This is a genomic window from Leptospira johnsonii (assembly GCF_003112675.1).
Taxonomy (GTDB): Bacteria; Spirochaetota; Leptospiria; order Leptospirales; family Leptospiraceae; genus Leptospira_B; species Leptospira_B johnsonii.
In genome coordinates, this window is the sequence record NZ_BFAY01000005.1 from 140,056 (window position 1) to 166,889 (window position 26,834).

The window sequence follows — 26,834 nt, forward strand, 5'->3', positions numbered from 1 at the left end:
AGAAAAAAAATGTCCGTATGAGCATTCGTATCAGGGAAGTAGGGTTGGATTTTTCCTTTGAACCCATTCTCCAGAGAGCAAAGCAGGACTTAAATGACACTTTGGCCCTGGTACGTCCCATTTTGGAGCAGGTGAGAGAAGGCGGGGACAAGGCAGTTTATGAGCTCACCCAGAAATTCGATCGAATAAAACCTGAAAAATTGGTTTTCCCTGTCTCAGAATGGAAGGGAAAAGCGGACCCAGAACTAGTTTCCGCATTGGAAAAGGCTAAGGAGAATATTGAAACATTCCATAAGGCCCAAATTCCTTCCAATCTAGATGTGAATGTCTCCGGAAATACATTAGGAATTCGTTATACTCCGATTGAATCTGTGACTGTATATGCCCCGGGTGGAAAGGCATTATATCCTTCTACCATTTTGATGGGCGTAATCCCGGCAAAGATAGCGGGAGTTAAACATATTCAGATCGTTACCCCTCCCCAAAAAGAAGGTATTCCTGACGGATTGTATGCCGCCGCTAAAATTGCAGGCGCAGATGCGATCGTAACAGTAGGTGGTGCCCAAGGGATTGCGGCAGCTTCTTACGGAACCGAGACTATTTCACGTTCTGAATTTGTGATCGGGCCGGGTAATAAATTCGTAACAGCTGCAAAAGTTTTATTAAGCGGACAAGGTGTTATCGGAATAGATAGCCCTGCAGGTCCAAGCGAAGTTCTTGTGATCGCAGATGATTCTGCAAATCCAAACTGGGTGGCGGCTGATCTTCTTTCCCAAGCGGAACATGGAGAAGATTCCGCGGCGATACTTTGCACCGATTCTTTGGAATTTGCCAAAAAAGTTTCGGAAGAAATAGACAAGGCATTAAAAGAAAGACCTAAAAGGGAATCCATCAAAAGAGCCTCGATAGAGAATGAAAGTTGGATATTAGTTTTTCCTAATTTAGAAGAATGTGTAAACTTCTCCAATCAATATGCTCCTGAACATTTGGAGATCCAAACTCGAAATTATAAGGAATTATTCGAAAAGATCCGACATGCAGGTTCCGTGTTTTTGGGACCTTATTCTCCTGTGGCTATGGGAGATTATATCAGTGGTACAAATCATATTCTTCCAACAGCTGGGGGAAGTAGGATCTTTTCCTCCTTAGGGGTTCTTACGTTCTTAAAAAGAGTAACCTACCAGGAAGTAACCAGGGACTCTTTAGAAAAATTATATCCGTATGTAAAAGTTCTCTCTGAATTCGAAGGTTTGGATGAAGAACATGGCAATTCAGTGAAAGTAAGACTTTCTCAAAACGGCAAACCATGATCGTATCGAAGGATCCAAACGAGGTCAGAAACCAAATACTCTCCTGGAAGTCCGAAAAACTTTCTGTGGGTTACGCTCCCACTATGGGTTTTCTGCATGAAGGACATGCAAATTTATTCGTTCGGTCCTCCGGCGAAAATTCCAAAACTGTAGTTTCTATCTTTGTAAATCCAGCACAGTTCAACGACCCGGAAGATTATGCAAAGTATCCGGTAAATACGGAAGGTGATTTAGAAATTTGTAAATCATCCAAGGTGGATCTGGTCTATTTGCCGGAGAAAGATACTATGTATCCCGGTGGAATTCCTCAGGTAGAATTACGTATTCCTCATTTAATGAAAAATCTGGATGCTACAACTCGGCCTGGCCATTTTGAAGGTGTACTTCTGGTTCTTTCTCGTTTGTTCCATACAATTCCTGCCGACCGTTCTTATTTCGGTAAGAAGGATTACCAACAATATCTGATCGTAAAAGATTTCGTGAGAGCTCTTGGGTTTCCAATGGAGATCATCGGGGTAGATACTGTTCGCTCTGCGGATGGTCTTGCATTAAGTTCTAGAAATGCTCGTTTAATAGGTCCGGAAAAAGAAGAAGCACTGCTACTCATTCGGGCATTACGCCTGGGGGAGAGTTTGATCCGACAAGGAGAAAAAGATCCTACGGAAGTTTTGACGGTAATGAGGGATGTTCTGGATTCTTCTTCCAAAATTCAAACGGATTATCTGGAAATTTTGGACGCAAACACATTAGAAGAACTTCATATTTTGAAAGGGGAAGTGCTACTTGCTGTCGCTGCCTTTTTGGGGCAAGTAAGACTGATCGATAATCTAACCGTTAAGGTATCTTAATTTAGTATGGCTAAACCCGCTTCCGCTCCGAGCGATTGGAAAAAATCTTTAGAAGATCTTTTTTCTTCTGCAAAAGAAAATTCCAAAATTTCTTCCGTTCCTGGTTCCGTTCATTCTCTTCTATCCTCCGTTCTTTTTCAGGCTCAGAAAAATTCTAAAATTGTAATCTCTCCTACAAATACGGAATCTGAATTTTTATATAGAGAATCCTTAAGTTATTTAGAGCCGGATCAGGTTTGTTATCTTCCTGGGCAGGAAGTTTTGCCTTACGAGTATATGCGTTACCCGGGGGAAATGAAAAGAGAAAGGATCCAGGCTCTAGCTCGTATTTTATCCGGAGAAAAAGTTTTAGTATTCACTTCCGTTTCAGGATTTTTGAAAACTCTTCCGGAAGCTTCCGCGCTGAAAGAAAGATCCTTGTCCGTAAAATTAGGACAGGAGATCCAACCTGAAAAATTAATGAGAGAACTTATCCGCTTGGGCTATCACAGAGTGGATATGTGCCAAGCATTCGGTGAGTTCAGTTTGAAGGGAGGGATCCTGGATGTATTTTCTTCCTTCTCCGCTGATCCTATCAGGATCGATTTTTTCGGGGACGAGGTGGAATCCATTCGAACATTCGATCCGGAAACCCAAAGATCTTTGGAAAATCTGGAAGAGGCATTTTTACTTCCTGCAGATGAATTTATTCTAACGGATCCTCAAAAAGAAGCATATCGGAACCTGATCCTAAACGCTGATAAATCTTTACATTTGCCTGAGATCCCGGACGATGCAGGCGGGACTTATTTCGAAGAGCTGATCCCGATGGTCCGGGAGAATAAAGGAATATTATCATTTTTTAAATCAAAGCCCGGTCTTGTGTTCCCTGATCCGAACGGCGCAAGAGAAAGGTATTCCCATCTTTTGAGAGAGTATGAGGCACTTTACGAGAAAAGAAACAAAGAGATCTTATGTGCTCCTCCTTCTTTCCTTTTGAGAGACAAAGAAGAATCTGAAATTATAGAAAATGTAAGCGGTATCAAATTCACACAACTTCCTCCTAGTAAGCCTGAAGATCTGGTTTGTCCTTTACATCAGGCTCCTTCTTTTAAGGGAAAGATCAGAGAGGTCCGAGAAAAAATAGGGGAATTAAAATCGGAAGGAGGGTGGAGGATCATTCTCACTTCTTCTTTCGAGGCCCAGACACAAAGACTTTTGGGATTATTTGGATCAGAAGGAATTCGTTTATTAAATCCGGAAACTTCCGAGCCGGAGCAGATACTTCTTCCTAATAAATCCAAGGAAGAAGTATATTTGGCCGTTTCAGAAATACGGAACGGCTTCCTATGGGAAGAAGAAAAACTTCTGTTCTTATCCGAGAACGACGTATTTGGAAGAGAATACAAACGTAAGACCAGGTTCAAAAAACAAAGCAGCAAGGCCATCCAAAGTTTCCTAGACCTGAAAGAAGGGGATTTCGTGGTCCATGTAAACCATGGAGTCGGAAAATTCCTCAAAATAGAAAGAGTTAATGCAGGCGGGAAAGAAAGGGATTTTCTAAAACTGGAATATTACGGCGGAGACACGTTATTCGTTCCTTTGGATCAGATCTCTCTTGTCCAAAGATTCGTAGGTGGAACGGAAAGACCAAGATTAGATAGTCTAGGAAAAAGTACCTGGAAAAAAACAAAGGACAGGGTCCAAAAAGCAGTCGAGGGTCTTGCAGAAGATTTGGTCCATATGTATTCCAACCGGATCAAACTACAAGGATATGCTTTTCCTCCGGACACGATCTACCAAGAAGAATTCGAAGCCGAATTCGAATACGAAGAAACTCCGGACCAGATAGAAGCGATAGAAGCTGTTAAAAAAGATCTAGAGTCCACAAGACCAATGGATCGTCTTATCTGCGGAGACGTGGGTTACGGAAAAACGGAAGTCGCTATCAGAGCGGCATTCAAGGTCGCGATGGCAGGTAAACAGATCCTGATGCTTGCGCCTACCACAATCCTTGCCTTACAACATTATAATAATATGAAGAAGAGATTCGAGAACTATCCGATCACTGTGGAATTAGTTTCTCGTCTTCGGACCGCTGCCGAAACCCGGGACGTTCTGAAACGTTTTTCCGCCGGAAAAGTGGATATGCTGATCGGGACTCATGCGGTTCTTGCAAATTCTGTCCAACCAAAAAATCTGGGACTACTCATCATAGACGAAGAACAAAGATTCGGAGTGAACCATAAGGAATCCATTAAGAAGATCAAAAACCTTGTGGATGTTCTGACTTTGACTGCGACTCCGATACCGCGCACACTTCATATGGCATTGACCGGGATCAGAGAACTTTCAATCATCGCGACTCCACCTAAGAACAGACAAAGTGTGGAAACCTATGTGATCGAAGAGGACGAAGAAGTCCTAAGAGATGCCATCCGCACGGAACTTGCAAGAGAAGGACAAGTATTCTATCTTTATAATAGAGTAGAATCTATTGAACAAGAGACTAAAAGATTAAACGAGATCGTTCCTGAGGCTTCCATTGGAGTACTTCACGGGCAAATGACCGAGGACGAGATAGAAGAAACCCTCGTGGATTTTTACGCGCGCAAATTCGATATTCTTGTAACTACTACCATCATAGAATCCGGAATTGATATCCCAAATGTGAATACTCTAATCGTTAAAAGAGCGGATCTATTCGGTCTTTCTCAGCTCTATCAGATCCGAGGTAGGGTAGGAAGAAGTGACCGTAAAGCGTTTGCCTACCTTCTTCTTCCTAAAGACAGGGTGGTGACAGAGGATGCCGAAAAACGTCTGAATACTATCTACGAATACCAAGAACTTGGTTCCGGATTCAAGGTTGCAATGCGGGACTTGGAGATCCGGGGTGCTGGAAATCTTTTAGGGAAAGAACAATCCGGAGATATCATGGAAGTAGGCTTCGATCTGTACGTGCAGATGTTAGAAGAAGCGATCGCCAGGATCAAAGGAGAGGAAGTTAAAATTGAAGTGCGCACAGCGATCAATTTGGATTCTAATTTCTTCATCCCTGAATCGTACATACCTGACACAAGACAGAAAATAGAATTTTATAAACGATTCGAAGGCGCAAGAGATCTGGACGAAATAGAAGAAGTTACTCAAGAAATGACGGATCGTTTTGGTGAACCTCCGGAAGAAGCAAAAACTTTCTTAATGTTGGAAAAAATCAGGACCTTGGCTTCTGTCTTGGGGTTCGAATCCGTCTCCGAATTGGGGGAGGAAATTCGTCTGAAATTAGGAACACATTTCTTAGGCAGTTATGACAAAATCGTAAACTTGATCTCTGCTAGGATGGGTCTTACCATGAATCCTAGAGAACCGAATGTTCTTTTATATGCTCCCGGGAAAGCCAACCAAAAGGACAAACTTGTGAAACTTGTGTACTTCTTAACGGAAATGTTACCCGACAAAAAGTAATGGACGCCAGGCCCGGTTCTCCTATTTTTTGCGTAGGAATTCCAACACAGATGAAAAAGCTATATTTTTCCCTCACTTTACTCTTATCTTTTTTCTCCTTCGCATATTGCGGAGACGGGACTCCGGTCATCGAGTCCATCGACGGTAATAAGATCACCACTGCAGGTTTTGAAAGTGCTTTTGATACCGCTCTAGATACTCTAAGCCGTACTCAAAACATCGAAAAAAAGAACGTTATCAAATTTTTAACCGAAGAAGAAAGCAAAGTTCCTCAAAGCTTCTTACAACTCAGAAACGAGTTCAGAAAAAGAAAATTTTTCGATCGTTATCATGAGATGATGGTTGTGAAAGCTGCCGCTGACAAAAGTGGTTTCAGCAAAAGATCCGATATTAAAGAAATCTTAAAGTTCCAAGAGATGCAATTGATCTACGGAATGTACATCGCTGAGCAGATCGAATCCAGAATTAAGATCACTGAGCAGGAATTGAACCAAGGTTGCCAAGAACTCCGCACTAAATACAAACAAGCAGAGTCCTTAACTCTGGAGCAGTGTTATGATGCTGCAAGAGCTCAGATCAAGGGAAGAAAATCGGAAGAAGTTTATAAATCTGTTCTAGATAGAATTAAAGAAACCGTCGCGATCAAACATAACGATAAGTTCGATCTTGAAAAATATCTAGATAAAGAATTCAGCTTCCCTGAATTGAGCAAGGAAGAGGCTCCTAAAGCCGAGGAGACCAAAGCACCGGAGGCTACTACTCCTACACCGGCGCCCGAAGCTACTAAGTAAAAAAGAACTTTTTTCAACGATTTGAATTCATATCTAAACGCAATCTTCCGTAGCGTAATTGAAGCGATTACGGAATTCTTACCGGTGTCCTCCACAGGACACCTTTTCTTATTCTCCTCCTTCTATCCTTTTTCGGAGGGAGCGGATTTCGACGACTTATTCGATATATTCATCCAAAGCGGTGCGATCTTATCTGTACTGGTCTTGTATCGGAAGAAGTTCTTAGAGCAGGGAGAATTGGCTGTACGTTACCTTCTCCGCAAAGAAGAAAACAAAGAAGGGTTCCTTTTCTTAACCAGAGTTACGATCGGATTTTTGCCTATTATGGCTGCAGGATTTTTGTTCAGAGGATTTTTGGATAAGATCAAGGCAAGAGAAGATATCTTGGCGATCTTAGGTGGAGCTTGGCTAGTTGGAGGGATCCTCATCTTAATCTCAGAGTTCTGGTTCCAAAGAAGAGAAAAGATCAAAACTAGCGAGCCTGTCGGAACAAAAGATGCGATCTTGATCGGAATCTTTCAATGTTTGGCTTTGATCCCCGGAGTTTCCAGATCAGGGGCGACAATCGTAACTGCGAGATTTTTGGGAAAGAATACCAGAAGTTCGGCTGAGTTTTCCTTTTTCGTTGCGGTTCCGGTCCTATTCTTAGCAGGAGCTTATAAATTATTCAAACATAGAGCAGTGTTAAATTGGGACAATCTGCCGATCTTAAGTTTGGGCTTTGTTCTTTCCTTCCTACTTTGTTTTTTCGTGATCAAATGGTTCCTAAAATACTTACAGACCCATTCCTTTACCGGTTTCGGTTGGTATCGGATACTTCTTGGGGTCTCAGTGCTTACCTTTTACAAATTAGTGGTGCAGGGCTGACCCGACACGATAGTCTGGCTTAGATCGGAATGCGCCCCTGGATCCGAAATTGTCTATTTTTACTTTTTTTGCCTAGTCTACTATGGGGGCAACCGGTCGACCTAGGCCCTAGGGGTTCCGCAGGTGATGCGAACTCGGAAGACGATACCCAAAGATCAGTCGTTAAGACCAGAAACCGCCTTTTAAACAAGTCCATCGAAGTACTAAGCGAAAGAGAAGTGGACGAGCAGTTGGAAAACCTGGGTCTTTCCAGAGAAGGTTCCATCTATACCAGACGTAAAAGATTAAAAGCTGCTTTAGGGGAGAAGGAAGATAATAAACCTGACTTCGCCGCGTTAGCCGGAACTGCAAAGAAAGATCTTCCCATGGTCATCGAGAACGCCGCAGAAGGTGAACTCATGAGAGTCGACCAGACCAAAGGTGGGGTATTGGTTTTAAGAGGTCGGGTTCGTATCAAACTTAGATCCGGAAGTCTGGAAGCGGAAACAATTTCAGTGGATTCTGATCGCCAAGAAGTGTATGCGGAAGGTGGGATCAAATTCGAGGACGGAAGGGCAAAGATCACCGGAGATAAATTCATCTATGACTATAGATTGGATAAGGGTGTGGTCTATAATACTAAAGGCACAGTTGCTCCTGCCTACTTCTTTGGGGAGAAGGTCAAAAAGTTAGATGATAAACGTTACATGTTGGAGATGGGATACTTCACCTCATGTAATGCAGAGAAGCCTCATTATTCCTTCAAAGTGGATAAGGTAGTACTCTATCAGGATAGAACCGTTGTAGGAACTAACGTTCGATTCCAAGTAGGAGGTACAACAGTTTTCTGGCTTCCGTTCTTCTATAATAATAATTTAGGTAACGGTTGGACTACCCAAGCGGGTAAAAATAATACCCAAGGTCTATTCGTTCAAAACTCGTTACAGTGGTCCACGATCCCTACCTGGTCCTGGACTCCGATGGGTTATAAGTTCCGTGCGGACTTCTATGAAAAAACAGGGCAAGCCTTCCAAATGGAAATGTGGAGGCAGAGCACTAATCTAAACTATTTGATAGATATAGGTTACGCGAACCATAAGGCCTATCAGATCACTTCCGGCTTTGAGGATAGATTTGCAAATTACGGTCTCGGAACAAGTGCAGTCACAAACCAAGTGGATAAAGGAAATTATTGGGGGACAAATATCCCGAACGTCGGAGAAGATAGGGACCCATGGTGGAAGGGAAGAATATTCTTAAATTCTAAAATGAATAACACGGAGAAGGACGTTACCCGAAACCTTTCCGTTCAATATGAGAATTTTACAAACCGTCTGTTCGAATACGAATACGGGAATAGATACCAACCAAGCAATAGTTTACAGTCCTTATACACATTCAGAGACGTTCGTTACGGTTACGTTCGAAACAATTTAGAATGGAAATTGGATTATACCGAGAACAGGGGAGATCTTTCTGTTAATATCAACATGAAAAGAAATATGCTCTTCTATAACCTTTCTCCTCTTACCAAGTCGGGTTATTTTCCTACGGTGGATGTTCTTCCTTCCGTTACGATCAAGAATAGTTCGGAAATTACTAGACTTCCATATTTCGAAACTCCGGTGTATTGGGATGTGTATTTAACGAATACATTGATGAGATTTTACGGAGTTCCTACCCAAGAAAAATTGAAAATCCCTACTTCCGATGGAAGTTACGATAATCCGAACGGGGATTATAAGGAAAACCTTCTAAGAACTCAGAACTTCTTACAGGGTGAGACTGGATTTAGGACTTCTATGAATTTTGGAAGTTATGTGTCCTTGGCTCCTAGCGTTTATTACGGTGCTAAAAAACAATCCGCTCAATTGCCTGCGGGAAATACGGATACCGTTTCCACAAACTTTACTTCCTTAGAAAGAAATTTGGCCAGGGAAAGTTACCAATATTTTAGAACGAATACCAACTTACGGATTGGTGCTCCTGTCCTATTCTTTAACGCCACTTATCGTAAGTTAGAAGCGGAGAAGCCTGACTTGCAAGATCCTATTCTCATGAAAAATCGCCAGCATGAGATGGAGCTTTCTTTGGAAAGTTATGCTTTGGAAAATTTCGAGGTTTCTCTTAAAACCATTCGAGACCTTCGAACGTTTTCGGACGAATACCAACCTCAACCTACAAGCCAGGAAAGATGGTATTATACGGTATTCCGCTTTGCGGGTTATATTGATTTCTTGGATGGATTCAGCAAAAGAAAGAGAACTCTTCTGGAAAGAAAAAGAAGTTTTTATACCGGTCTGTTCTTTAATAACGATTTCGTATATCATACTCCTCTGCATCGTCCTTTATCCAATAACTTCACTCTTTCTTACAAAATGGGAGGATTTAGACTTCCTTTCTTAAGATATATCCGTGAGTTGGAAGTGGGCGGTACCTGGTATCATATCTATTACGCTTCTATGATGGACAATTATAGGATCTATGCTAAGGCAAGTATAGATATTACGAGAGAATTCGGATTTGAGGCGGAGATTGATTCCAGGGTGACCGAACCTTGGAGATACACCAACCAAACGGACAATTATTATTATCAAAGATATATTCTGAATACGGATCCTACTTCTCCGTTCACTTCTATGAATATGAACCATACAAATATAGGTCAGGATATTATCAACGGTTCCGGGATCAACGGAACTCAAGCAAGACAGACTACAGCAATGAATGTCAACCGCGCAATGGCGGTCTTAAAATATAATCTGCATACTATGAATTTCAGATTGGGTCTAAGTAGTGATCTTAGATCCGTTCCGGGGGGAACTACTGGAGCAAGTCAGGTGACTTTTTACGACCAGTCTATATTCTTCTCCATATCTTTAACGGATTTCAGTCTAGGTCAGGAAGATTCTTCCCAACTTTCCAGGATCCGTCTGTTCAGATTTAGAAAACGTCCTCTTAGGGCAGGTTATACGGAAGGAGTCGAATCGGAATAATATGCTGAAAGAACGAAGCCAAACTTTTAAATTATTATTCGTCTTCCTGGATCTGATCTTTTCCTTAGGAAGTTGTGTATTCGCGTTTCTTCTTCGTTTCTATGTGGGAGATCCTACTGGAGTAGATCGATCTTATATTGATCTAGAGAGCTATTTTATATTAGGATCTGTTCTTTCCGTTTCTCAAGTAATCGTTTTCTTATTCATAGATCTATATCATCCTCGAAGAGGATTATCCTTTTTGGACGAGTTCCTTGCTATCTTCGGAGGGGTGTTCTTAAATTTACTCTTCGTATTGTCTATGCTATTCTTCTTCAGAGGTGATTTCGGAAGCGAAAGATTTTCTCGTTCTTTCATTTTAGTTTTTGCTGGGACAAATATTTTTTCTATCGGGCTTCTTCATCTTCTTGCCCGCCAATTCTTAAGATATCTTAGAAGCAAAGGATATAATTTACGCAGAGTCCTTGTGATCGGTACAAGAGAGACAGCAGCTCGTTTTGCGGATTCTGTCCAGAGACATCAGATTTACGGATACCAGATCGTAGGTTATGTAAGTTCTGGAAACAGTAAGGCGATTCGCAAAGAGATGCAACTTGTTGGAAAGACTAACAAGATCGAAAAGGTTTTAGCTGAAGTTAAACCGGACCTTGTAGTTTACGCATTGAATAACGCAGAAGGGGATTGTCTGGAAGCTGTTTTGGATGCATGTGATACGGAAGGTATCGACTTAAAAGTGATCCCTGGCTTCCAAGAATTCATCAAAGCAAAAGGAAGGGTGGATGAGATGGACGGTCTTCCCGTTATTTCTATCCGAAATATTCCTGTTCGTCTTGGTTATAATCGAGTTATCAAAAGAAGTTTTGATATTTTATTTTCCCTTTTCTTCATTACTCTTTTTTCGCCCGTATTTTTGATCATAGCACTTCTGATCAAATTAAGTTCCAGGGGACCTGTGTTCTATTACCAGGAAAGAGTGGGCTTGGACAATAAAAGTTTCAAAATGATCAAGTTCAGAAGTATGGTAGTCCAAACTAAGTCCCAGTCCGAGACCACTTGGACGGTCCAAAACGATCCGAGGGTAACCGGGATTGGTAAGATCTTGCGTAAGACCTCCCTTGACGAAATACCTCAGTTTTTTAATGTGCTTTTAGGAGATATGTCCGTGGTGGGTCCTAGACCCGAGAGACCTCATTTTGTCGAAAAATTCAAAACGGATCATAGACATTATATGAGAAGGCATGCTGTCAAGGCTGGGATTACCGGTCTTGCTCAAGTCAAGGGTCTGAGAGGAGACACTTCTATCGATGAAAGGATAGATGCGGATATCTTCTATATAGAAAACTGGTCTCTTTGGTTGGATATTAAAATCATCCTTCTTACACCTTTAAAGGGTGTGATGGATAAGAACGCATATTAAGGGAAAAGGAGAACGAAGGCCGTGAACCTAAACGAAGAATCCCTTCAAAAAATCGCAGAGTTATCTAGGCTCAAAATAGATCCTAAGGATATCCAAAACTTCCTTACGGATTTTAATAAGGTGCTGAATTACGTGGATACGATCACAGAGCTAAACGTAAGTTCCGTATCGGATGAGGACTTATATCCTAACGAAGGAAATTCACTTCGTGTAGACAAAGCACACGAGGGCTTGAGTCGTTCTCAGATAGAATCTTTCGCACCTAGTTTCCAAAACGGATACTTTGTAGTTCCAAAGGTGATCGAAACATGAAAGAACTTTGGAAATTAAAATATTCTGATATTAAAAAAGGCTTAAATTCCGGGGAATTCACTCCCACGGATCTGATCCAATCTTTGATCGCTCGTATTGAGGCTGAAGATTCCAAAATTAAGGCGTTTCTTTCCTGGGAAAAAGAAAACATCGTCCAGGCCGCAGCAGAAAGTACGGAAAGAAGAAAATCAGGCAAACCTCTTTCCGAATTCGACGGTATTCCGATCGGAGTAAAGGACAATATCTGTATTGAGAATACGATCACTTCTTGTGCTTCTAAAATTTTAGAAAACTATCGTTCTCCTTTTCATGCAACTGCCATCGAAAAACTTTTAGCAAAAGGTTTTGTTCTCATTCCAAGAGCGAATATGGACGAGTTTGCAATGGGTTCTTCTACTGAGAACTCCGCTTACCAGGTCACTAAAAATCCATTTGATACAGCAAGGATCCCTGGTGGATCTTCTGGCGGATCTGCAGCAGCAGTTGCAGCTTCTTTTGTCCCGGTGGCGCTAGGTTCAGATACAGGCGGATCCGTTAGGCAGCCTGCATCTCTTTGCGGGATCTACGGTTTAAAACCAACTTATGGAACTGTTTCCAGATACGGGCTTGTGGCTTATGCTTCTAGCTTAGACCAGATCGGGCCTTTGTCTAAGGATATTGACGGTATCATAGATGTGTATTCGGTGATCTCCGGAAAAGATCAGAGAGATGCTACTTCTAAAAATATTCCCGCATTCGATCCTTCTAAGGTAAAAGAACTTCCTTGGAAAGGTTTGAAGATAGGTAAGATGAAGATCACTCCTGAGATAGAACCGGATGTTGCAAAAGCATACGAGTCTCTTTTGGCGGAGCTGGAGTCGAAGGGAGCTCAACTTGTAGACTTGGATTTTTCTCTTCTTTCTAATTCTATTCCGATCTATTATATCATCGCTACTGCGGAATGTTCTTCCAATCTTTCCAGATTTGACGGGATCCGTTTTGGACAAAGAAAAGATCCAAGCGGAAAACTGGAAGATCTGTATGTAACAAGCAGAAGTGAAGGTTTCGGGAAAGAGGTCCAGAGAAGGATACTTCTTGGAACATTCTCCTTGTCTGCCGGTTACTACGACGCATATTATGGAAGAGCTCAGAAAGCCAGAATTCTGATTAAAAAAGAATACGAAGGTTATTTTTCCAAAGTAGATCTGATCCTTCAGCCTACATCTCCTACAACTGCGTTCAAAGTAGGAGAAAAAACTTCCGATCCGATCCAGATGTATAAGGCGGATATCCTTACTACTTCCGTGAACCTGGCTGGAGTTCCTGCAATGTCTGTTCCGATCGGAAAAGATTCGAACGGATTGCCGATCGGTTTGCAGATCACCGCTCCAGCCTTACATGAAGATAAAATATTCGGTTTTGCTAAAATGATCTCCGACTGGGCTTCTAAGGTAGAATTGCCCGAAACTATCAAATGAGTGAGCTTGCCGCGAGAATTATTCCCTGCCTGGATATCAAAGACGGTAGGGTAGTTAAAGGAGTGAATTTCGTAAACCTTGTGGATGCGGGAGATCCTGTCGAGTCCGCAGTTGTTTATGAAAAAAATCTCGCGGACGAGTTATGCTTTTTGGATATCACAGCTTCCAGCGATAAAAGAGATATTCTAATCCATCTGGTGGAAGCAGTTGCAGAAAGGATCTTTATTCCTTTTACGGTGGGCGGAGGAATTCGCACGTTAGATGATGTGAAAGCGGTTTTGGAGAAGGGAGCGGACAAGGTTTCTATCAATACAGCCGCTTTCCAAAATCCGGACCTTCTTCGAGCTGCTGCAGAAATTTACGGCTCCCAATGTATTGTATGTGCAGTGGATGTGAAATTCCATCCGGACAGACAAAGATACGAAGTATTCTTACACGGTGGAAGAACTGAAACGGGAAGAGACGCCTTAGATTGGGGACAAGAAGCCCAACAAAGAGGCGCTGGAGAGATCCTACTCACTTCGATGGACAGGGACGGGACCAAAAAAGGATTCGATATCCAACTTCTAAAATTATTTTCTTCTAATTTAGAAATTCCTATTATTGCAAGCGGTGGTGCCGGAAATCCGGAACATATGGTAGAAGCAATACTTAGAGGAAAGGCAGACGCAGTCCTCGCGGCGTCCATTTTTCACTTCGGAGAATTTACCATCCAAGAGACCAAGGAAAATATGAGAGAGATGGGAATTAAAGTCAGGCTCTAAGTCTAACTAGTATGCGGAATCCTGAATCTACATTCCTCTCTTAGAGTGCATAAATCGCACTTGCTACTTTAGAAAATTTCTGATATAGCGCTGGAAGGCAAATCTCCCACGGGCCTCTCCCCGCCACCCAAAATTCGGGCGGGGGCAGTTCAACTTGTTGGAATTCCAACATCTACAAAACAAAATCTTTATTTCTCAGCGGCTTCACGCCGGCTAAGAAAAATTGAGTTATCTAACAGAAGACTGTCTTCCGTCTATAACCCGCTCACAATCGTGAAGACTTCGTTGAACACATTGTCAAAATGTGTTTTCACTTTAGTGAGTCCTCCGCCTGTTCCACCTTCATTCCTAAAAGACATTTGGGAATGGTCCATATCGCTAACAGTGTGCTCTGTACCTGCTCTACTATTTAAAAGACCAGAAGCCAAAGGCACAATCCCATCAGAACTAGCAAATACGGGGTTTCCATTCGTGATTACAGTACAAGCGGCTTGGTAGGTGGCCGCATGGTCAGTTCCACCACAATTTCCGGCGCCCATGTTTCCTGCATACACGGTTGTTATGGAGTCCTTAGAAGTATTTGCGATGATTGTTTCTAAGAAGAAGTTAAAAGCCTGGTTGGTCCCATCCACGATTGTAGGAGAAATAGGATCCACACCTGCACTGATCCCGTTTGTATATGCAAGTCCCTGTCCACCAGGAGTATCTGTCATAAACTTGATAATTGTCCCGATTGCGGTCAGATCCCCGGTGTATTGCGGAGAAGAGTAGGGAGATCCATAATAAGGAGTTCCTAAACTCACGATATGATCTATTACATTCTCAGTATTGTTTGCGTGTTGGATCGCTGCTCTGGAAACAAGACCCCCCATGGAGTGAGCAACCACTACTACCTTATCCGAGGAATTGAACGCAGCGTTTAAGGAATCTATAAACCTTCTCCCATTCACTTCGATATAATCCGAAGTTCTATAGGTAAAAACGTATATTTCAAAATTATCATATACACTTCCTGTGTAACTGCTGGGAGGAGTGGCATTGTCAGTCGTGAATGCGAGTCCCTGGTTCCAGGTGCCGAGTAGGTTTGCGACCTTTCTGTTAAAATCAGTCGGAGGATCAGTTTGTCTTTCCGCGAAATCCCAGCCGTGGATGAATACTATTTTTGCTTTGGAATTATCTCTCTGGAAATAAGGATCTTGGAAATATAAAGGAGAAAGATTCTGAGGTTGGAGATTAGGGATCACAGTGGAAAACCTATACAACGCATGGTTCTGCTCCGCAAAATAAGCAGATATGATATAATCCTTGATTTGATCCCCCAAAGATTTGCTGTCGGAAGGAGTGATCCTGTCTTGGAGGTAATCGCAGTTCCAGAAAGATAGAAGAGTGAAAAATAAAAACAAAGTTCGGAAAGATAAAAATCTTTTCATATGCAAAGACCCAATACGATTTAAAATCACATGTGCGCTCTTGTAGGAGTTCCTACAACGCAACTGAATAACAGTTTGCACTACATGTTCTAGAAAGTTTGGGACTTGTCCTGAAAAACCGCAAGCTAGAATTCGATCTAAATTCCAGGTTTCTATCGTAAGAGGAAGGAAATAAATGTTTGAGTAAGATTTACTTCGGTCGGTTTTTCAAACGATCCAGCACAATCCCAGTGGCGACTGTCACATTTAAAGAAGAGATATGACCATGAAGTGGGATGCGGACAGTAAAATCCGATTTTTCCATAAGGATTTTTTTTAGACCTTCTCCTTCATTTCCCATTAGGATCACTAATTCTTCCCAAGCGGGAATCTTGGACCAATCTTCGATTCCTTTGTCGGATGTGGAAACCACCCAGAAATTTCGTTTTTGCAATTTTTCTAATATTTGCGCTAGGTTTCCAACTTTAAAAACATTTAAATAGGCAAGTGCGCCTGATGCCACTTTTTCTACCGTAGGAGTGATACCAGAGGAATCTCTTTCCGGGATTAGGACAGTTTCTACTCCGAAACATTCTGCCGTTCTTAAAATATTTCCCAGGTTACCAGGATCTTGGATACGATCCAAGACAAGGATCGGACCCTTACAGTTTTCTAAATGAGAATCGAATGACTTCTTATCACCTGAATGAAGTTGTATTCTAAGGGCAAGTACACCTTGGTGGTTCACACCAGGAGCCATTTTGTCTAACTTACTCGGAGAAGCCTCTTTGATGAGAAGTTTGCCTTCGAATTCGGAAAGAATTTCTTGGAGTTCTTTTTTGGCTCCGGAAGTCAGCCAAATTTCCTGGAAGGAAAGTTCGGAACCTTTTTCAAGATGTCGTTCCAGAATTTCTCGGATATTTCTTCTTCCGTAGATATAATCCTGGCGGCTCATCTTCTTTTCCAGCGAAGACCTTGTTTCGTGTCTTCGAGTATGATTCCTAACTCGTTCAATTTATCTCTAAGTCTGTCGGCTTCCGCAAAGTTTTTATTTTTGCGAGCTTCTTGCCTTTGTCTGACGAGCTCGTCAATTTCTGAGTCTAAAACTTCTACCTTTCTTTCGAAACTTAAGACGCCCAAGATAGAATCTATTTTATAAAATAATCTTAATCTTTTGATGATCTCATTTTCTTCAGGAGAATTTTGATCCAAGTATTGGTTCGAATCTTTTACCAATTCGAAAACGGAAGCAAGGAATTTAGAAATATTCAAGTCATCTGCCAGGCTATCCAAAAATTCATCCCATGACCCGATTTCCATGTTTGGTTTAGGTTGGAATGTTTTTCCTAACTTGGATAATTCTTCTAATAATCGATTGATACAGTTTTGGATCTTAGAAACGGACTGTGCCGCTTCTTCTAATCTTTCTTTCGTAAAGTTTAATTTACTTCTATAATGTGCGGAGAGTAGAAGAAAACGGATATTACGAGGTTCTGCGCCTTCTTTTACCAAATCTCGAAGGGTGAAGAAGTTCCCCTTGGACTTGGCCATCTTTTCGCCGTTTACGAGTAGATGTTCAGAATGAAGCCAATATTTTACGAAGGATTCTTCCGGATAAGCTCCTTCACTCTGAGCGATCTCATTTTCATGGTGGGGGAAGGTGAGATCCACACCTCCGGTATGGATGTCCACCCCGGATCCGTATACATCACGCACCATTGCAGAACATTCTAAATGCCATCCCGGTCTTCCTGAACCGATCTCAGTTTCCCAAGAAGGTTCTCCATCTTGTTTCGGGAATTTCCAAAGAACGAAGTCTCTTACATCGTCTTTGTCGTATTCGTCCGTGTCGTAGCGGGTTCCGGTTTTCATTCCGCTTACGTCTATTTTGGAAAGTTTTCCGTAATTTTTGAATTTAGAAATGGAATAATACAAACTTCCGTCTTTTTCATAGACGAGTCCTTGGTTCTGCAGATGTTTAATGATCTCCACCATGGAAGGAATGGAATCTGTTGCCCTAGGATAATGTTCCAATTTTTGAATATTCAGAGATTCTAAATCTTCTTGGAAAGCTTTTACCCAGGGTTCGGTAAATTCTCTGATCCCTTTGCCTTGGGCCAAGGATTCACGAATGATCTTATCATCAATATCAGTGATATTCATTGTCATATCCGGCTTATAACCGAACGCGACTAAGGCTCTTCTGAGAAGATCAACGAATAAGAATGCGCGCAAATTCCCTAAATGGGCGAAATTATAAACTGTGGGTCCGCAGGAATAAACTCTCACCCTGTCTGGAAATTCCGGACGGAATACTTCTTTGTTTCCGCTGAGAGAATTATGAAAACGGATTTCTTTCATTCAGGGAATAGGATCTCTTTCGAGAATTCCAGATTGGCCAAATTCTGTTTGTCCCCTGCGACTCCTGCTTCGTTTCCTTCTGTAGGATATACCTGCATTCTTTTATCGCAGACCAAATGATTGAATAATGCGAATACTGATTTAGGATGAGAAACCTTATCTTCCATTCCGACGGATACCAAGGTAGGGATCTTTATCTTTTTGGAAAAATTCAAACTATCAAAGTAAGAAAGATTCTTTTTCAACTGGGTTTTCTTGGATTTAGAATTGGAGATCTGTTCCGAAATTTCTTTGGACCAGCTGGTTCCTAATTTGAGTTGGGTGTCGTCCACATGACAAAAATTAGGAGTTTCTAATATAAGCGCTTTAACTCTGGGAGAATTGGCCGCTCCAAAAAGAGCCATAGAGGCTCCGATACCTTTTCCTGCTAGGATGATCTTATCTCCGTCGATACCGTCTGTGAGTCTTAAAAATTCGATGGTTCGGATTACATCTAAGTAATTCGCTTTTAAGAAGAAGGATTCTTTCGCTTCCAAACCTTTTCTATAATACCCAGGAGTCCAATCCGGATCTGGGATCTCTCCTTCTTTTAAAACCGGACGAATGAGTTGAGTGCCGTGACCTCTTAGATCCAGAATGAGCTGCGCGACACCTGCTTCTGTCAGTCCCTTGATGACCTGGGGTCTGTCTTTTGCGTAATCGTGGAAATATACAAGGACCGGAAGATCCCCTCTTTTTCTGGGGATCACCAAACTACCGGTAAGCGTTGCGTTTCCATAAGATTGGAAAGAAATATCGTAGATAGTTTCTTTTAAAATGGTCCCTTTGAGCAGGGCCTTGGTTTGGTTTTTAACCGGAAACCCTTTGAGTTCTCGGATCGACTCCGCCCAAAAATCGTCCAAATCCGCGGGAGGTGAGAAGGGAGGATAAGTCTGGAAGCACTCGTCGAAACTGATAGCCATCAGAGATACATCGTTTTCATTTCAACGGGGGTGTAAAGTGATCTTTTGCGGAATACAATGTCTGTAGAAGAAGGACTGAAATTGTCATAGGTCCTACACCACCGGGAACAGGAGTATAATGGGAGGATTTTTCCCAGGCTTTAGAAATTTCGATATCTCCCACATTCCCAGGGTTATAACCAGCATCCAGTAATACTGCACCTGGTTTGATCCAATCCGCTTTGATAAACTCAGGTTTTCCTACAGCACCCACAACGATATCCGCCTGGGCTACGATTTCCTCTAGATTTTTGGTCTTAGAATGACAAAGAGTAACAGTCGCATTCATTTCTGTGAGAAGCATCGCCATCGGTTTTCCCAAAATAGGAGAACGTCCTACTACCACGGCTCTTTTTCCTGCAGGATCTATCCCGTATTCTTTGAGAAGAAGGACCATACCATACGGAGTACACGGAAGATAGGTTTCCACCCCCATGGACAATTTTCCGAATGATAATGTAGTAACTCCGTCCACATCCTTATTCAAAGAGATCCGATCGAATGCAGCTCTTTCGTCTATTTGGGGAGGAGTAGGGTGTTGCAAAAGAATACCATGAGTGTCCGGATCCGCGTTCAGACGATCGATCACTGTGAGTAATTCTTCGGTGGTGGTAGTATCAGGAAGTTCTATTTTTTCGGAGATCATTCCCACCGCATGGCAGGACTTAACTTTCATATTTACGTAAGTGGCAGAAGCTGGATCATTCCCCACCAGGATCGTTGCGAGTTTCGGGGGCTTTTTCCCGGAAGCCGTGAGGGTCTTGATCTCTTCGGCGATAGAATCTTTTATTTTTTGGGAAAGTTTTTTGCCATCCAGTAAAATCGCGGTCATGGGTTCAGGATTTAGCTTCCGGTCCCGATGTCATCCGAAAATAATCCTTTTCAGTCGGGTAGAATGCGTAAAATAGGATCATGTCCGAAGTTTCCACTATTGATCTAAATCGTTTGCCGGAACATGTAAACCAGACTGTACGTATCCAAGGTTGGGTCCACGGTTTGAGAGGATCTAACGCCAGACAATTTTTAAGTCTGAGAAATTCAGGAAAAATCCTCCAGGTACTCGCAGAAAAAGAAATTTTAGGAGAAGATCTATTTTCCGAGATCAAACACCTAAAACAGGAAACTTCGGTCGAGGTAATCGGCAAATTAGTAGAGAATGAAAAGTCTCCCATTGGATATGAACTGGTACTTTCTTCTTATAAGAAGGTAGGAGAATCGGACAATTACCCGATCACCCCCAAAGAACACGGAATAGACTTCTTACTTTCCCAAAGACATTTATGGTTACGTTCCAGTAAGCAGCTCGCTATCATAAAAGTAAGAAGTGAACTTTCTTACCAGATTCGAAAGTATTTTCATACTAACCAATTCACTTTGATAGATACTCCGATCCTTACTGGTTCCATAGGAGAATCCGCAGGAACACTATTCTCTACAGAATATTTCGACCTTGGTAATGCCTATCTTGCCCAAACAGGACAATTGTATTTGGAAACTGCGATATTCGCTCATAACAAAGTATATTGTTACGGCCCAACATTCAGAGCGGAAAAGAGTAAGACCAGAAGACATTTGACTGAATTCTGGATGGTCGAGGCGGAAACCGCTTTCTTAACACATGCAGAAAATCTAATGTTACAGGAAAACTTTGTTAAGACTGTGATCCGAGAGACTGTGGCAGCCTGCGGTCCAGAACTAAAAGTCCTGGAAAGAGATCCTTCTACCTTATTGGATTATATTTCAAAACCGTTTGCATTGATAGATTATAAAGAAGCCTTGGAATACCTTCAATCCAAGGGAGAAGATATAGTCTGGGGAGACGATATCAATTCGGAAAGAGAACAGATGCTTTGCCAAAAATTCGGCGGACCGGTTTTCATTCAAAAATATCCTAGAGAAGCAAAAGCATTCTATATGAAGGTTAACCCAGAGGATCCAAGAACGGTGCTTAACGCAGATCTGATCGCTCCGGACGGGGTGGGAGAGATCATAGGCGGCTCCGAAAGGGAAGAAAGTTACGAAACTATCACTAAAAGGCTAGAAGAAGAAAAACTGCCTGTGGAATCTTATGAATGGTACTTGGAGCTTCGAAAATACGGCTCCGTTCCTCATTCAGGTTTCGGGCTTGGGACGGAAAGATTGATCGCTTGGATATGCGGCCTCCAGCATGTCAGGGAATGTATCCCTTTCCCTCGCATGATGGAAAGACTATATCCTTAGGTAAAAAAAATCGCAGAAAAAAGCACGATTGGTCGATACCAAAAATAGAGGTATCGTATGGCTAAAAGTTCCGCCCTTTCCACACAGCTTTCTTTGGAAGAGTCCGCTTGGGAACTCTTTGAAACGGGAGCTTACGAGGAAGTATCTAAACTAGCGGAGAAGAATGCGAAAAACGTATTCTTAAATCATTTAAGAGCGGTTTGCGAATTCGAAACGGAAACAAATACTGCCAATAATTTTCCTTTAGAAGGAAAAACGGTCCTAACCCCTTTGCTTGGCGCGTATCTGCATAAAGCCAAGGGTAATTCAAAAGAGGCCGCGGTATTATTCCATGAATACTTCAAAGCATCTTCCAGTCCCGTATCCTATTCTATCTTAACCACAGGGATCAAGGCATGCGAAGAAGTGGGAGCCCACAAAGCGTGTGCGGATCTCATTCAAAGATACAAGGCCCTCTGGTCCGATGGATATTTTGCTAAACTGGAATTTTTCTCTTTATATCATTTGAGAAAATTCGAAGAAGCTCTCAAAACATTTAAAGAAAATTCTGAAAGTTTAAAAGAAGACAGAGACGTTCTTGCAGCTTTAGGATTATGTTTTGTTCATATAGGAAAATTCGAAGAAGCTTGTAATATCCTGGAAAAACTTCCCGGCGCGGGCGAGATCCCTTCTTACGAAGATAAGGTAACTGAGTATTCCGATAGGATCAAAAGTATCCCGAAATATGAGGCGAGAAAAAAAGAACTTTCCAGGACCGAACTTTTGGATCTGGGATATGCTTATTTATTCTCCGAGTCTTATAAAAAAGCTGAAGAGGTATTTACTTCTCTCGTTTTCCAAGAATAACGATAACCTTTCCTTTCAAAAGAGCCTCCCTGGATTTAGGGGAGGCCAGGATCTTCTCCGCATCTTCGTTGGAGATCACAAGATCCGCTCCTAATTTTCCGGAAACACCTAAAGCAGTAGTCAGAAGCGGTTTATAACCTGCAACTTCTTCCCTCATTGCTTCCTGCACCTTTGAAAAATAACGTATGTAACCGTAATTAACGACGGAACTTTTTTTAACGAATAACGGAGAATAGATCCCGATCCCATCCTCATCCCTAATCTCGGAGAATAAAGCAGGCACAACTTCTAAATGTCTCGCATCCACTATCAGGCCGGTATAGGAATCGGCTGGAGTATGGATTGGATGAGCTTCCGGGAAACTTTCGGAAGAATAAGGAAGAGTGATATGGGAAAGAATTCCTTTTTTCCCTTTTAACGAAAGAACGCCGGTTGCAATCAACTGATTCCCTTTAAATTGATTGTGGATCTCGATCGGTTCCTTTTCGTAGATCTCTTGGAAAATTTCCCGAAAGGATTCATCTTGTGCTATTTTTTCTCTGAGCAGAAGATTGGAATCCAGCTTTAGATTTTCCATACTTCTATATAAGTATTTTTTAATTTCTTCTTTTGCGATCTCTTTGGCGATGTTTCTTGCTTCTGTGATATTTTTTGCAGTTCCGACCTTATTGTAGTCAGGATCGTCCGGATGGAACGAGATCTTAGGGAGTTTTACTTCTACAGTTTTACTGATCTCTCCCATTTTCCAATTTACTACCGTTTCCGTTTTGTCCTTGGACTCCCAGGCAAAAAGAGAAAAACAAGAGATCAAAAAGAAGATCAGTGACGCCTTATATTTCATACCGCTTCTCCGGAAGAGTAATTGGGAAGTTTAGAATATTCTAATTTTAGTTGATTCCATTCCGAAATACGTTTTGCAGGAGGAAGAGAATCTATCAGATCCTTCCCATAGGACTTAGTCCAGATCCTGGAATCCAATAAACTTACGATCCCTGTATCTTTTTCGGAACGGATAAGCCTTCCAAAACCTTGCTTAAGAACGGTGGTCGCGTAAGGAAGTTGTAGATCTTTGAAAGGGTTTCCACCTTTCTCCTTTAACTTCTCGCTTCTTGCTTCAAGTACTGGATCGTTCGGAGGTTGGAACGGAAGTTTGGTCAGAATCACAGATCTTAGTTTATCACCTCTGATATCCACTCCCTGCCAGAAGGAAGAGACTCCGAAAAGAACTGCATCCTTTTCCGCTAAAAACCGATTCTTAGCGGCCTCGGGTCCCGATTCCAATTGGGAGATTAAAGGAAGATCGGTAAGAGGTCGGATCATTTCTATAATTTCATTTAAGGACTTGTTGGAAGTAAATAAAACGAAAGCTCCACCTTTAGTCAGTTCGATCAATTTTAGAATATAACGAGAAAGGTCCGCAGCATTTCTTTCCGCCGATTCGGTCGCATCCTTGATGTCTTTAGGTAAAAAGAGTAATGCATTTTTCTCATATGGAAAAGGAGAAGCTACTAACTTGGAACGAGAAGGTAATTTTCCGATCCGATCCGCAAAATAACTTAGGTCGCCTTTATTGGTAGAAAGTGTAGCGGAAGTAAATACCATACTTTCCGTTCTTGGTTCTAAAACTTCTCTCAATATCGTTTCCGATTTTAAGGGTTGGGTCAGAAGTTTAGGGAACATCTCCTTTGTTCTGGTATTAGGAGGATCCGCCCAATACACTCTTTCTCCTTCGTCCATGGTTCGGAAAAGATGTAAACCTTCTGCGATCTGGCCGATCCTTCCGGAAGACATTTCTATCTCCATTGCGATCTCTTTCTCTTCCATATCATCGCTTTCTTTAGAATATTTTTTTAATTCTATAAGTAGAGCTTCTTGCAGAGAATCTAAGGCAGCTTCCAATTCTCCTCCGTCCATTTTTAACGGCCTACGGATCCGTTGGGAACCGTAGAAGTTGAGTGGAAGTTCGCCCACGACCTTATTGAAACAAAGAAAAAGTTTTTCTCCAGCAAGATTAGCAAGATCGTTGATCTTAGGAGAATTGATCCTTGCACCTAATCCGGATTTTTTTTGTGAATTCCAAACTCCTTGCAAAAGTTTCTGGATCTCTAAAGAAGATAATTCTATTCTGAATGCGTTTCCTAAAACTTCAGGAAAATTATGGGCCTCATCTACCACGATCTTTTTGAAGTCTGGGAGAATATTAAAATCCGAAGCAATATGAGCCGCGAGCAGAGAATGATTTACGATCAAAAGATTGGACTTCTGCCATTTGGCTCTTTCTAAGAAATAAAAAGAATGAGAGAAATTTGGACAACTTCTTCCTAAACAAGAATCCGCTTCTCTGGTTACCTTGGACCAAAAATCTGGAGAAGCATATCCATCGTATTCTTGTCTTCTTCCCGATTCCGATTGGTTTACCCAGTCTTTGAAAGAATTTAAGTGGTCCATCATCTCTGGACCAAAGGTTCCTTGAGTCAGAACATTTCCTAATTTTCTTTTGCAGACGTAATTGGAGGCTCCCATTGCGATCTCCGCTTTCACTTCTTGCCCTAAAATTTGAGAAACAAGAGGGATATCTTTTCGGATGAGCTGGTCTTGGAGTGCCTTTGTTTCCGTGGAGATGACTACTATCTCTTCTCCTTCCAACGCGCTGATTGCTGCAGGAATTAAGTAGGCAAGGGATTTTCCCACACCAGTTCCCGCTTCTACGATCAGATGTTCCGAACTGGCAAAGGCTTGTTCAACGCTGTTTGCCATTTGGATCTGACCTGACCTCGATTCGAAATCAGGCCAAAGTTTGGAAAGTTTTTTGAATTGTTCTTCTACTCTGCTCAAGTGACTCACGCTTCCCTGGTACGGAAAAGTTTGATCACACAATATAAGGATAGAAGGGACACTAAACCGAGAGAGACCCACATGATCAATGCTCCATCTATAGTCAATTCGGGAGAAACGGATCCGAATGCCGCTTTGATGGCTATTGTCTCTTTGTAAGGGAAAAAGTTCATAAAGAATGCCAGGATCAGTATAAAACTTCCCAAAAAGATTGGTAGCACTTTGTTCGTGGATTTGTTTTTAGATTCTTCTTTGCCTTTTAAGCTAAAATGCACAAGTAGGTACACGAGCCCAAATACTGCGATGATTGCTATAAATACGTAACGGGAGATCAATGCTTGGAACTTAGCTTCTTCCTGACTGATCCCTGGGCCTGCATTTGCCATCATCCAATCCACATCCATCTTATTGATATAAGATCCAAGATTTTGGTAGAGGAACATTCCGAATACGATTAGCAAGAACGCCGGCGTGATGTATTGGATAACCCACCAGAAAAAGCGAGGTAGGTGGGCGTGTGCGCCCTTATGGCCTTCTTCCAAACCTTTTTTAGCTCCGATCACCCAACCGAAAATTAAGATCTGTAAGGTAGCTAAGATATAGATCAGAACAGTTCCGACCCAGAAATCCGCTTGGTCCAATGCGTTGAAGTTTTTGTTAAAATACAAGATCGGGAAAGAAAGTCCGAATGTGAAAAGGAACAGTATAAAACTGGAAGTCCTTCGTCTGAGATGAAAAGCTTCTTCCAAAAATACGATCACCGGTTGGAGCATTGTTACTGACGAAGTGAGTGCAGCTAAGAATAATACAAAATACCAGATGGCTCCGAAAAAAGATCCGCCCGGCATTAACGCAAACACAGAAGGTAAAGCGATAAATCCCATCCCGAACGTTCCAAAAGAAGTAGCCGAGACTCCTAAGAACAAAAACGCCACAGGAATAGTGATCATTCCGCCGAATGCAACTTCTACGAATTCGTTTAGGGAAGCTGCGGAAACGGAAGATAAGATCACATCATTCTCTTTTTTGAGATAACTGGAAAATACCAAAGCGATCCCAAATCCTGCAGATAAGGTAAAAAATATTTGGCCTGCAGCGGAGATCCAAACCTTGGCTTCTGCCAATGCGGACCAGTTTGGGTTCCACATCTGGGCAAGTCCTAGATCAATATTATCTAAAGTTAATACTCGTACAAGAACTATGACGGAGCAGATCAGCATTGAAGGGACTGCGATCTTTGCGAATACTTCGAGGCCCTTTGCAATCCCTCTATACACTAAAATAAAGTTCATAAGAAAGCAGGCGAGTGTAGCGTAAAAAATTTTACCTTGGACAGCACTCCCATTCTCTTTAGCTCCGACTAAAGTATGGAAATGATTGGAAGAATTTTGGATGAGAGAATTTAGATCCCCATTCCCTGAATTCAAACTGATACTTCCGGTCACAAAATCGAAAGCGTAGGCAAGACACCAAGCTTCTACAAAAACATAATATACATAAATGAGTAAAGGAATGGTAACTCCTATCGCTCCGAGAAGTCTAAGAGGAACACCGGAAAGATAGGCTCGGAACAGATTGGGAAAGCTATGGCCTTGTTCTCCACCCATTCTTCCCATCACCCATTCGGTGATACAGACAGGAATTCCAACCAGGATAAAACTGATGATATAGGGGAGAAGGAAGGCTCCTCCTCCATTCTGCACAGCCTGGCCCGGAAATCGAAGGAAATTTCCGAGTCCGATCGCTCCTGAGGCAACGGTTAATATGAGTCCAGTACGGGACTTCCAACTTTCCTTGGGCGGTTCTTTAATCATCTAGGGTTGTTCCGGCTTTTAGGGATTTCGGACTTATCACCTGTCCGAAAAGGGAATGGACTATAATCCCAGTAGAACATATCCCCTTGTCAAAACGAATTCCGTTTAAGAATCGGAAAAAAAAGAGACATAAGCGATTGAGAAATGTCTCTGACTTTCTGGC

The 26,834-nt window shown here is 42.0% G+C and carries 20 protein-coding genes; 12 read left to right on the forward strand and 8 right to left on the reverse strand.

The window, feature by feature from the left end; all coding sequences use genetic code 11:
• Positions 1-17 precede the first annotated feature (17 nt).
• From hisD to hisF, 10 genes are read left to right on the forward strand one after another with little or no spacing between them, the layout of a single operon-like run.
• The gene (gene hisD, locus LPTSP_RS01850) at positions 18-1,310 is read left to right on the forward strand and encodes a histidinol dehydrogenase (protein ID WP_108927153.1); all 1,293 of its coding nucleotides are present in this window, start codon (positions 18-20) and stop codon (positions 1,308-1,310) included.
• Complete coding sequence (gene panC / locus LPTSP_RS01855) at positions 1,307-2,158, forward strand: pantoate--beta-alanine ligase (protein WP_108927154.1); 852 nt, start codon at positions 1,307-1,309, stop codon at positions 2,156-2,158. The genes hisD and panC overlap by 4 nt, the downstream gene beginning before the upstream one ends.
• Before the next feature lie 6 nt (positions 2,159-2,164).
• On the forward strand, positions 2,165-5,602 hold the full coding sequence (gene mfd / locus LPTSP_RS01860; protein ID WP_108927155.1) for a transcription-repair coupling factor: 3,438 nt from the start codon (positions 2,165-2,167) through the stop codon (positions 5,600-5,602).
• A gap of 50 nt (positions 5,603-5,652) precedes the next feature.
• A complete protein-coding gene (locus LPTSP_RS01865; RefSeq protein WP_108927464.1) occupies positions 5,653-6,393 on the forward strand; it encodes a lipoprotein LipL31 in 741 nt (246 codons plus the stop codon).
• 21 nt (positions 6,394-6,414) lie between these two features.
• Complete coding sequence (locus LPTSP_RS01870) at positions 6,415-7,260, forward strand: undecaprenyl-diphosphate phosphatase (RefSeq protein ID WP_108927156.1); 846 nt, start codon at positions 6,415-6,417, stop codon at positions 7,258-7,260.
• A gap of 29 nt (positions 7,261-7,289) precedes the next feature.
• The gene (locus LPTSP_RS01875; RefSeq protein ID WP_108927157.1) at positions 7,290-10,235 is read left to right on the forward strand and encodes an LPS-assembly protein LptD; all 2,946 of its coding nucleotides are present in this window, start codon (positions 7,290-7,292) and stop codon (positions 10,233-10,235) included.
• A gap of 1 nt (position 10,236) precedes the next feature.
• Positions 10,237-11,652 (forward strand): undecaprenyl-phosphate glucose phosphotransferase, encoded by a 1,416-nt coding sequence (locus LPTSP_RS01880; protein WP_108927158.1) that lies wholly within the window; start codon positions 10,237-10,239, stop codon positions 11,650-11,652.
• Between the two features lie 21 nt (positions 11,653-11,673).
• Entirely contained in the window at positions 11,674-11,964 is a 291-nt protein-coding gene (gene gatC / locus LPTSP_RS01885; RefSeq protein WP_108927159.1) for an Asp-tRNA(Asn)/Glu-tRNA(Gln) amidotransferase subunit GatC, read from the forward strand.
• Positions 11,961-13,421, forward strand: coding sequence for an Asp-tRNA(Asn)/Glu-tRNA(Gln) amidotransferase subunit GatA (gene gatA / locus LPTSP_RS01890; RefSeq protein WP_108927160.1), 1,461 nt, complete (start codon positions 11,961-11,963; stop codon positions 13,419-13,421). The genes gatC and gatA overlap by 4 nt, the downstream gene beginning before the upstream one ends.
• Positions 13,418-14,185: an imidazole glycerol phosphate synthase subunit HisF gene (hisF, locus tag LPTSP_RS01895; RefSeq protein WP_108927161.1), complete on the forward strand. Its 768-nt coding sequence runs from the start codon at positions 13,418-13,420 to the stop codon at positions 14,183-14,185. The genes gatA and hisF overlap by 4 nt, the downstream gene beginning before the upstream one ends.
• Positions 14,186-14,439: 254 nt before the next feature.
• Here hisF and LPTSP_RS01900 read toward each other — a convergent pair whose 3' ends face one another.
• The 5 genes from LPTSP_RS01900 to folD all read right to left on the reverse strand — a co-directional run bounded on the left by LPTSP_RS01900 (position 14,440) and on the right by folD (position 19,788).
• Positions 14,440-15,615 (reverse strand): esterase/lipase family protein, encoded by a 1,176-nt coding sequence (locus LPTSP_RS01900; RefSeq protein WP_108927162.1) that lies wholly within the window; start codon positions 15,613-15,615, stop codon positions 14,440-14,442.
• Between the two features lie 190 nt (positions 15,616-15,805).
• Positions 15,806-16,549 (reverse strand): 23S rRNA (guanosine(2251)-2'-O)-methyltransferase RlmB, encoded by a 744-nt coding sequence (gene rlmB, locus LPTSP_RS01905; protein ID WP_108927163.1) that lies wholly within the window; start codon positions 16,547-16,549, stop codon positions 15,806-15,808.
• Positions 16,546-17,955, reverse strand: coding sequence for a cysteine--tRNA ligase (gene cysS, locus LPTSP_RS01910; protein WP_108927164.1), 1,410 nt, complete (start codon positions 17,953-17,955; stop codon positions 16,546-16,548). The genes rlmB and cysS overlap by 4 nt, the downstream gene beginning before the upstream one ends.
• Entirely contained in the window at positions 17,952-18,917 is a 966-nt protein-coding gene (locus tag LPTSP_RS01915; RefSeq protein WP_108927165.1) for an acetylxylan esterase, read from the reverse strand. Before LPTSP_RS01915 ends, cysS begins: the two co-directional genes overlap by 4 nt.
• 16 nt (positions 18,918-18,933) lie before the next feature.
• Positions 18,934-19,788: a bifunctional methylenetetrahydrofolate dehydrogenase/methenyltetrahydrofolate cyclohydrolase FolD gene (gene folD / locus LPTSP_RS01920; protein WP_108927166.1), complete on the reverse strand. Its 855-nt coding sequence runs from the start codon at positions 19,786-19,788 to the stop codon at positions 18,934-18,936.
• Positions 19,789-19,868: 80 nt separating this feature from the next.
• On the opposite strand from folD, the gene asnS reads away from it, so the two are divergent.
• A complete protein-coding gene (asnS, locus tag LPTSP_RS01925) occupies positions 19,869-21,176 on the forward strand; it encodes an asparagine--tRNA ligase (RefSeq protein ID WP_108927167.1) in 1,308 nt (435 codons plus the stop codon).
• A gap of 57 nt (positions 21,177-21,233) precedes the next feature.
• Complete coding sequence (locus tag LPTSP_RS01930; RefSeq protein WP_108927168.1) at positions 21,234-22,022, forward strand: hypothetical protein; 789 nt, start codon at positions 21,234-21,236, stop codon at positions 22,020-22,022.
• Here LPTSP_RS01930 and LPTSP_RS01935 read toward each other — a convergent pair.
• The 3 genes from LPTSP_RS01935 to LPTSP_RS01945 are packed head-to-tail and all read right to left on the reverse strand — an operon-like array spanning position 21,997 to position 26,671.
• Positions 21,997-22,863, reverse strand: a complete 867-nt coding sequence (locus LPTSP_RS01935; protein ID WP_108927169.1) for a hypothetical protein — start codon at positions 22,861-22,863, stop codon at positions 21,997-21,999. The two genes, LPTSP_RS01930 and LPTSP_RS01935, sit on opposite strands and share 26 nt — an antisense overlap.
• Positions 22,860-24,857: an ATP-dependent DNA helicase gene (locus tag LPTSP_RS01940; protein WP_108927170.1), complete on the reverse strand. Its 1,998-nt coding sequence runs from the start codon at positions 24,855-24,857 to the stop codon at positions 22,860-22,862. The genes LPTSP_RS01935 and LPTSP_RS01940 overlap by 4 nt, the downstream gene beginning before the upstream one ends.
• A 5-nt stretch (positions 24,858-24,862) precedes the next feature.
• Positions 24,863-26,671 (reverse strand): sodium-dependent transporter, encoded by a 1,809-nt coding sequence (locus LPTSP_RS01945; protein ID WP_108927171.1) that lies wholly within the window; start codon positions 26,669-26,671, stop codon positions 24,863-24,865.
• Between the last annotated feature and the right edge of the window lie 163 nt (positions 26,672-26,834).

Excerpts from the sequence above, each read along its gene's own strand:
- hisD (WP_108927153.1), top strand. The coding sequence starts at position 18 with ATGAGCATTCGTATCAGGGAAGTAGGGTTGGATTTTTCCTTTGAACCC.
- panC (WP_108927154.1), top strand. The coding sequence starts at position 1,307 with ATGATCGTATCGAAGGATCCAAACGAGGTCAGAAACCAAATACTCTCC.
- mfd (WP_108927155.1), top strand. The coding sequence starts at position 2,165 with ATGGCTAAACCCGCTTCCGCTCCGAGCGATTGGAAAAAATCTTTAGAA.
- LPTSP_RS01865 (WP_108927464.1), top strand. The coding sequence starts at position 5,653 with ATGAAAAAGCTATATTTTTCCCTCACTTTACTCTTATCTTTTTTCTCC.
- LPTSP_RS01875 (WP_108927157.1), top strand. The coding sequence starts at position 7,290 with ATGCGCCCCTGGATCCGAAATTGTCTATTTTTACTTTTTTTGCCTAGT.
- LPTSP_RS01880 (WP_108927158.1), top strand. The coding sequence starts at position 10,237 with ATGCTGAAAGAACGAAGCCAAACTTTTAAATTATTATTCGTCTTCCTG.
- gatA (WP_108927160.1), top strand. The coding sequence starts at position 11,961 with ATGAAAGAACTTTGGAAATTAAAATATTCTGATATTAAAAAAGGCTTA.
- hisF (WP_108927161.1), top strand. The coding sequence starts at position 13,418 with ATGAGTGAGCTTGCCGCGAGAATTATTCCCTGCCTGGATATCAAAGAC.
- LPTSP_RS01900 (WP_108927162.1), bottom strand. The coding sequence starts at position 15,615 with ATGAAAAGATTTTTATCTTTCCGAACTTTGTTTTTATTTTTCACTCTT.
- rlmB (WP_108927163.1), bottom strand. The coding sequence starts at position 16,549 with ATGAGCCGCCAGGATTATATCTACGGAAGAAGAAATATCCGAGAAATT.
- cysS (WP_108927164.1), bottom strand. The coding sequence starts at position 17,955 with ATGAAAGAAATCCGTTTTCATAATTCTCTCAGCGGAAACAAAGAAGTA.
- LPTSP_RS01915 (WP_108927165.1), bottom strand. The coding sequence starts at position 18,917 with ATGGCTATCAGTTTCGACGAGTGCTTCCAGACTTATCCTCCCTTCTCA.
- folD (WP_108927166.1), bottom strand. The coding sequence starts at position 19,788 with ATGACCGCGATTTTACTGGATGGCAAAAAACTTTCCCAAAAAATAAAA.
- asnS (WP_108927167.1), top strand. The coding sequence starts at position 19,869 with ATGTCCGAAGTTTCCACTATTGATCTAAATCGTTTGCCGGAACATGTA.
- LPTSP_RS01930 (WP_108927168.1), top strand. The coding sequence starts at position 21,234 with ATGGCTAAAAGTTCCGCCCTTTCCACACAGCTTTCTTTGGAAGAGTCC.
- LPTSP_RS01935 (WP_108927169.1), bottom strand. The coding sequence starts at position 22,863 with ATGAAATATAAGGCGTCACTGATCTTCTTTTTGATCTCTTGTTTTTCT.
- LPTSP_RS01945 (WP_108927171.1), bottom strand. The coding sequence starts at position 26,671 with ATGATTAAAGAACCGCCCAAGGAAAGTTGGAAGTCCCGTACTGGACTC.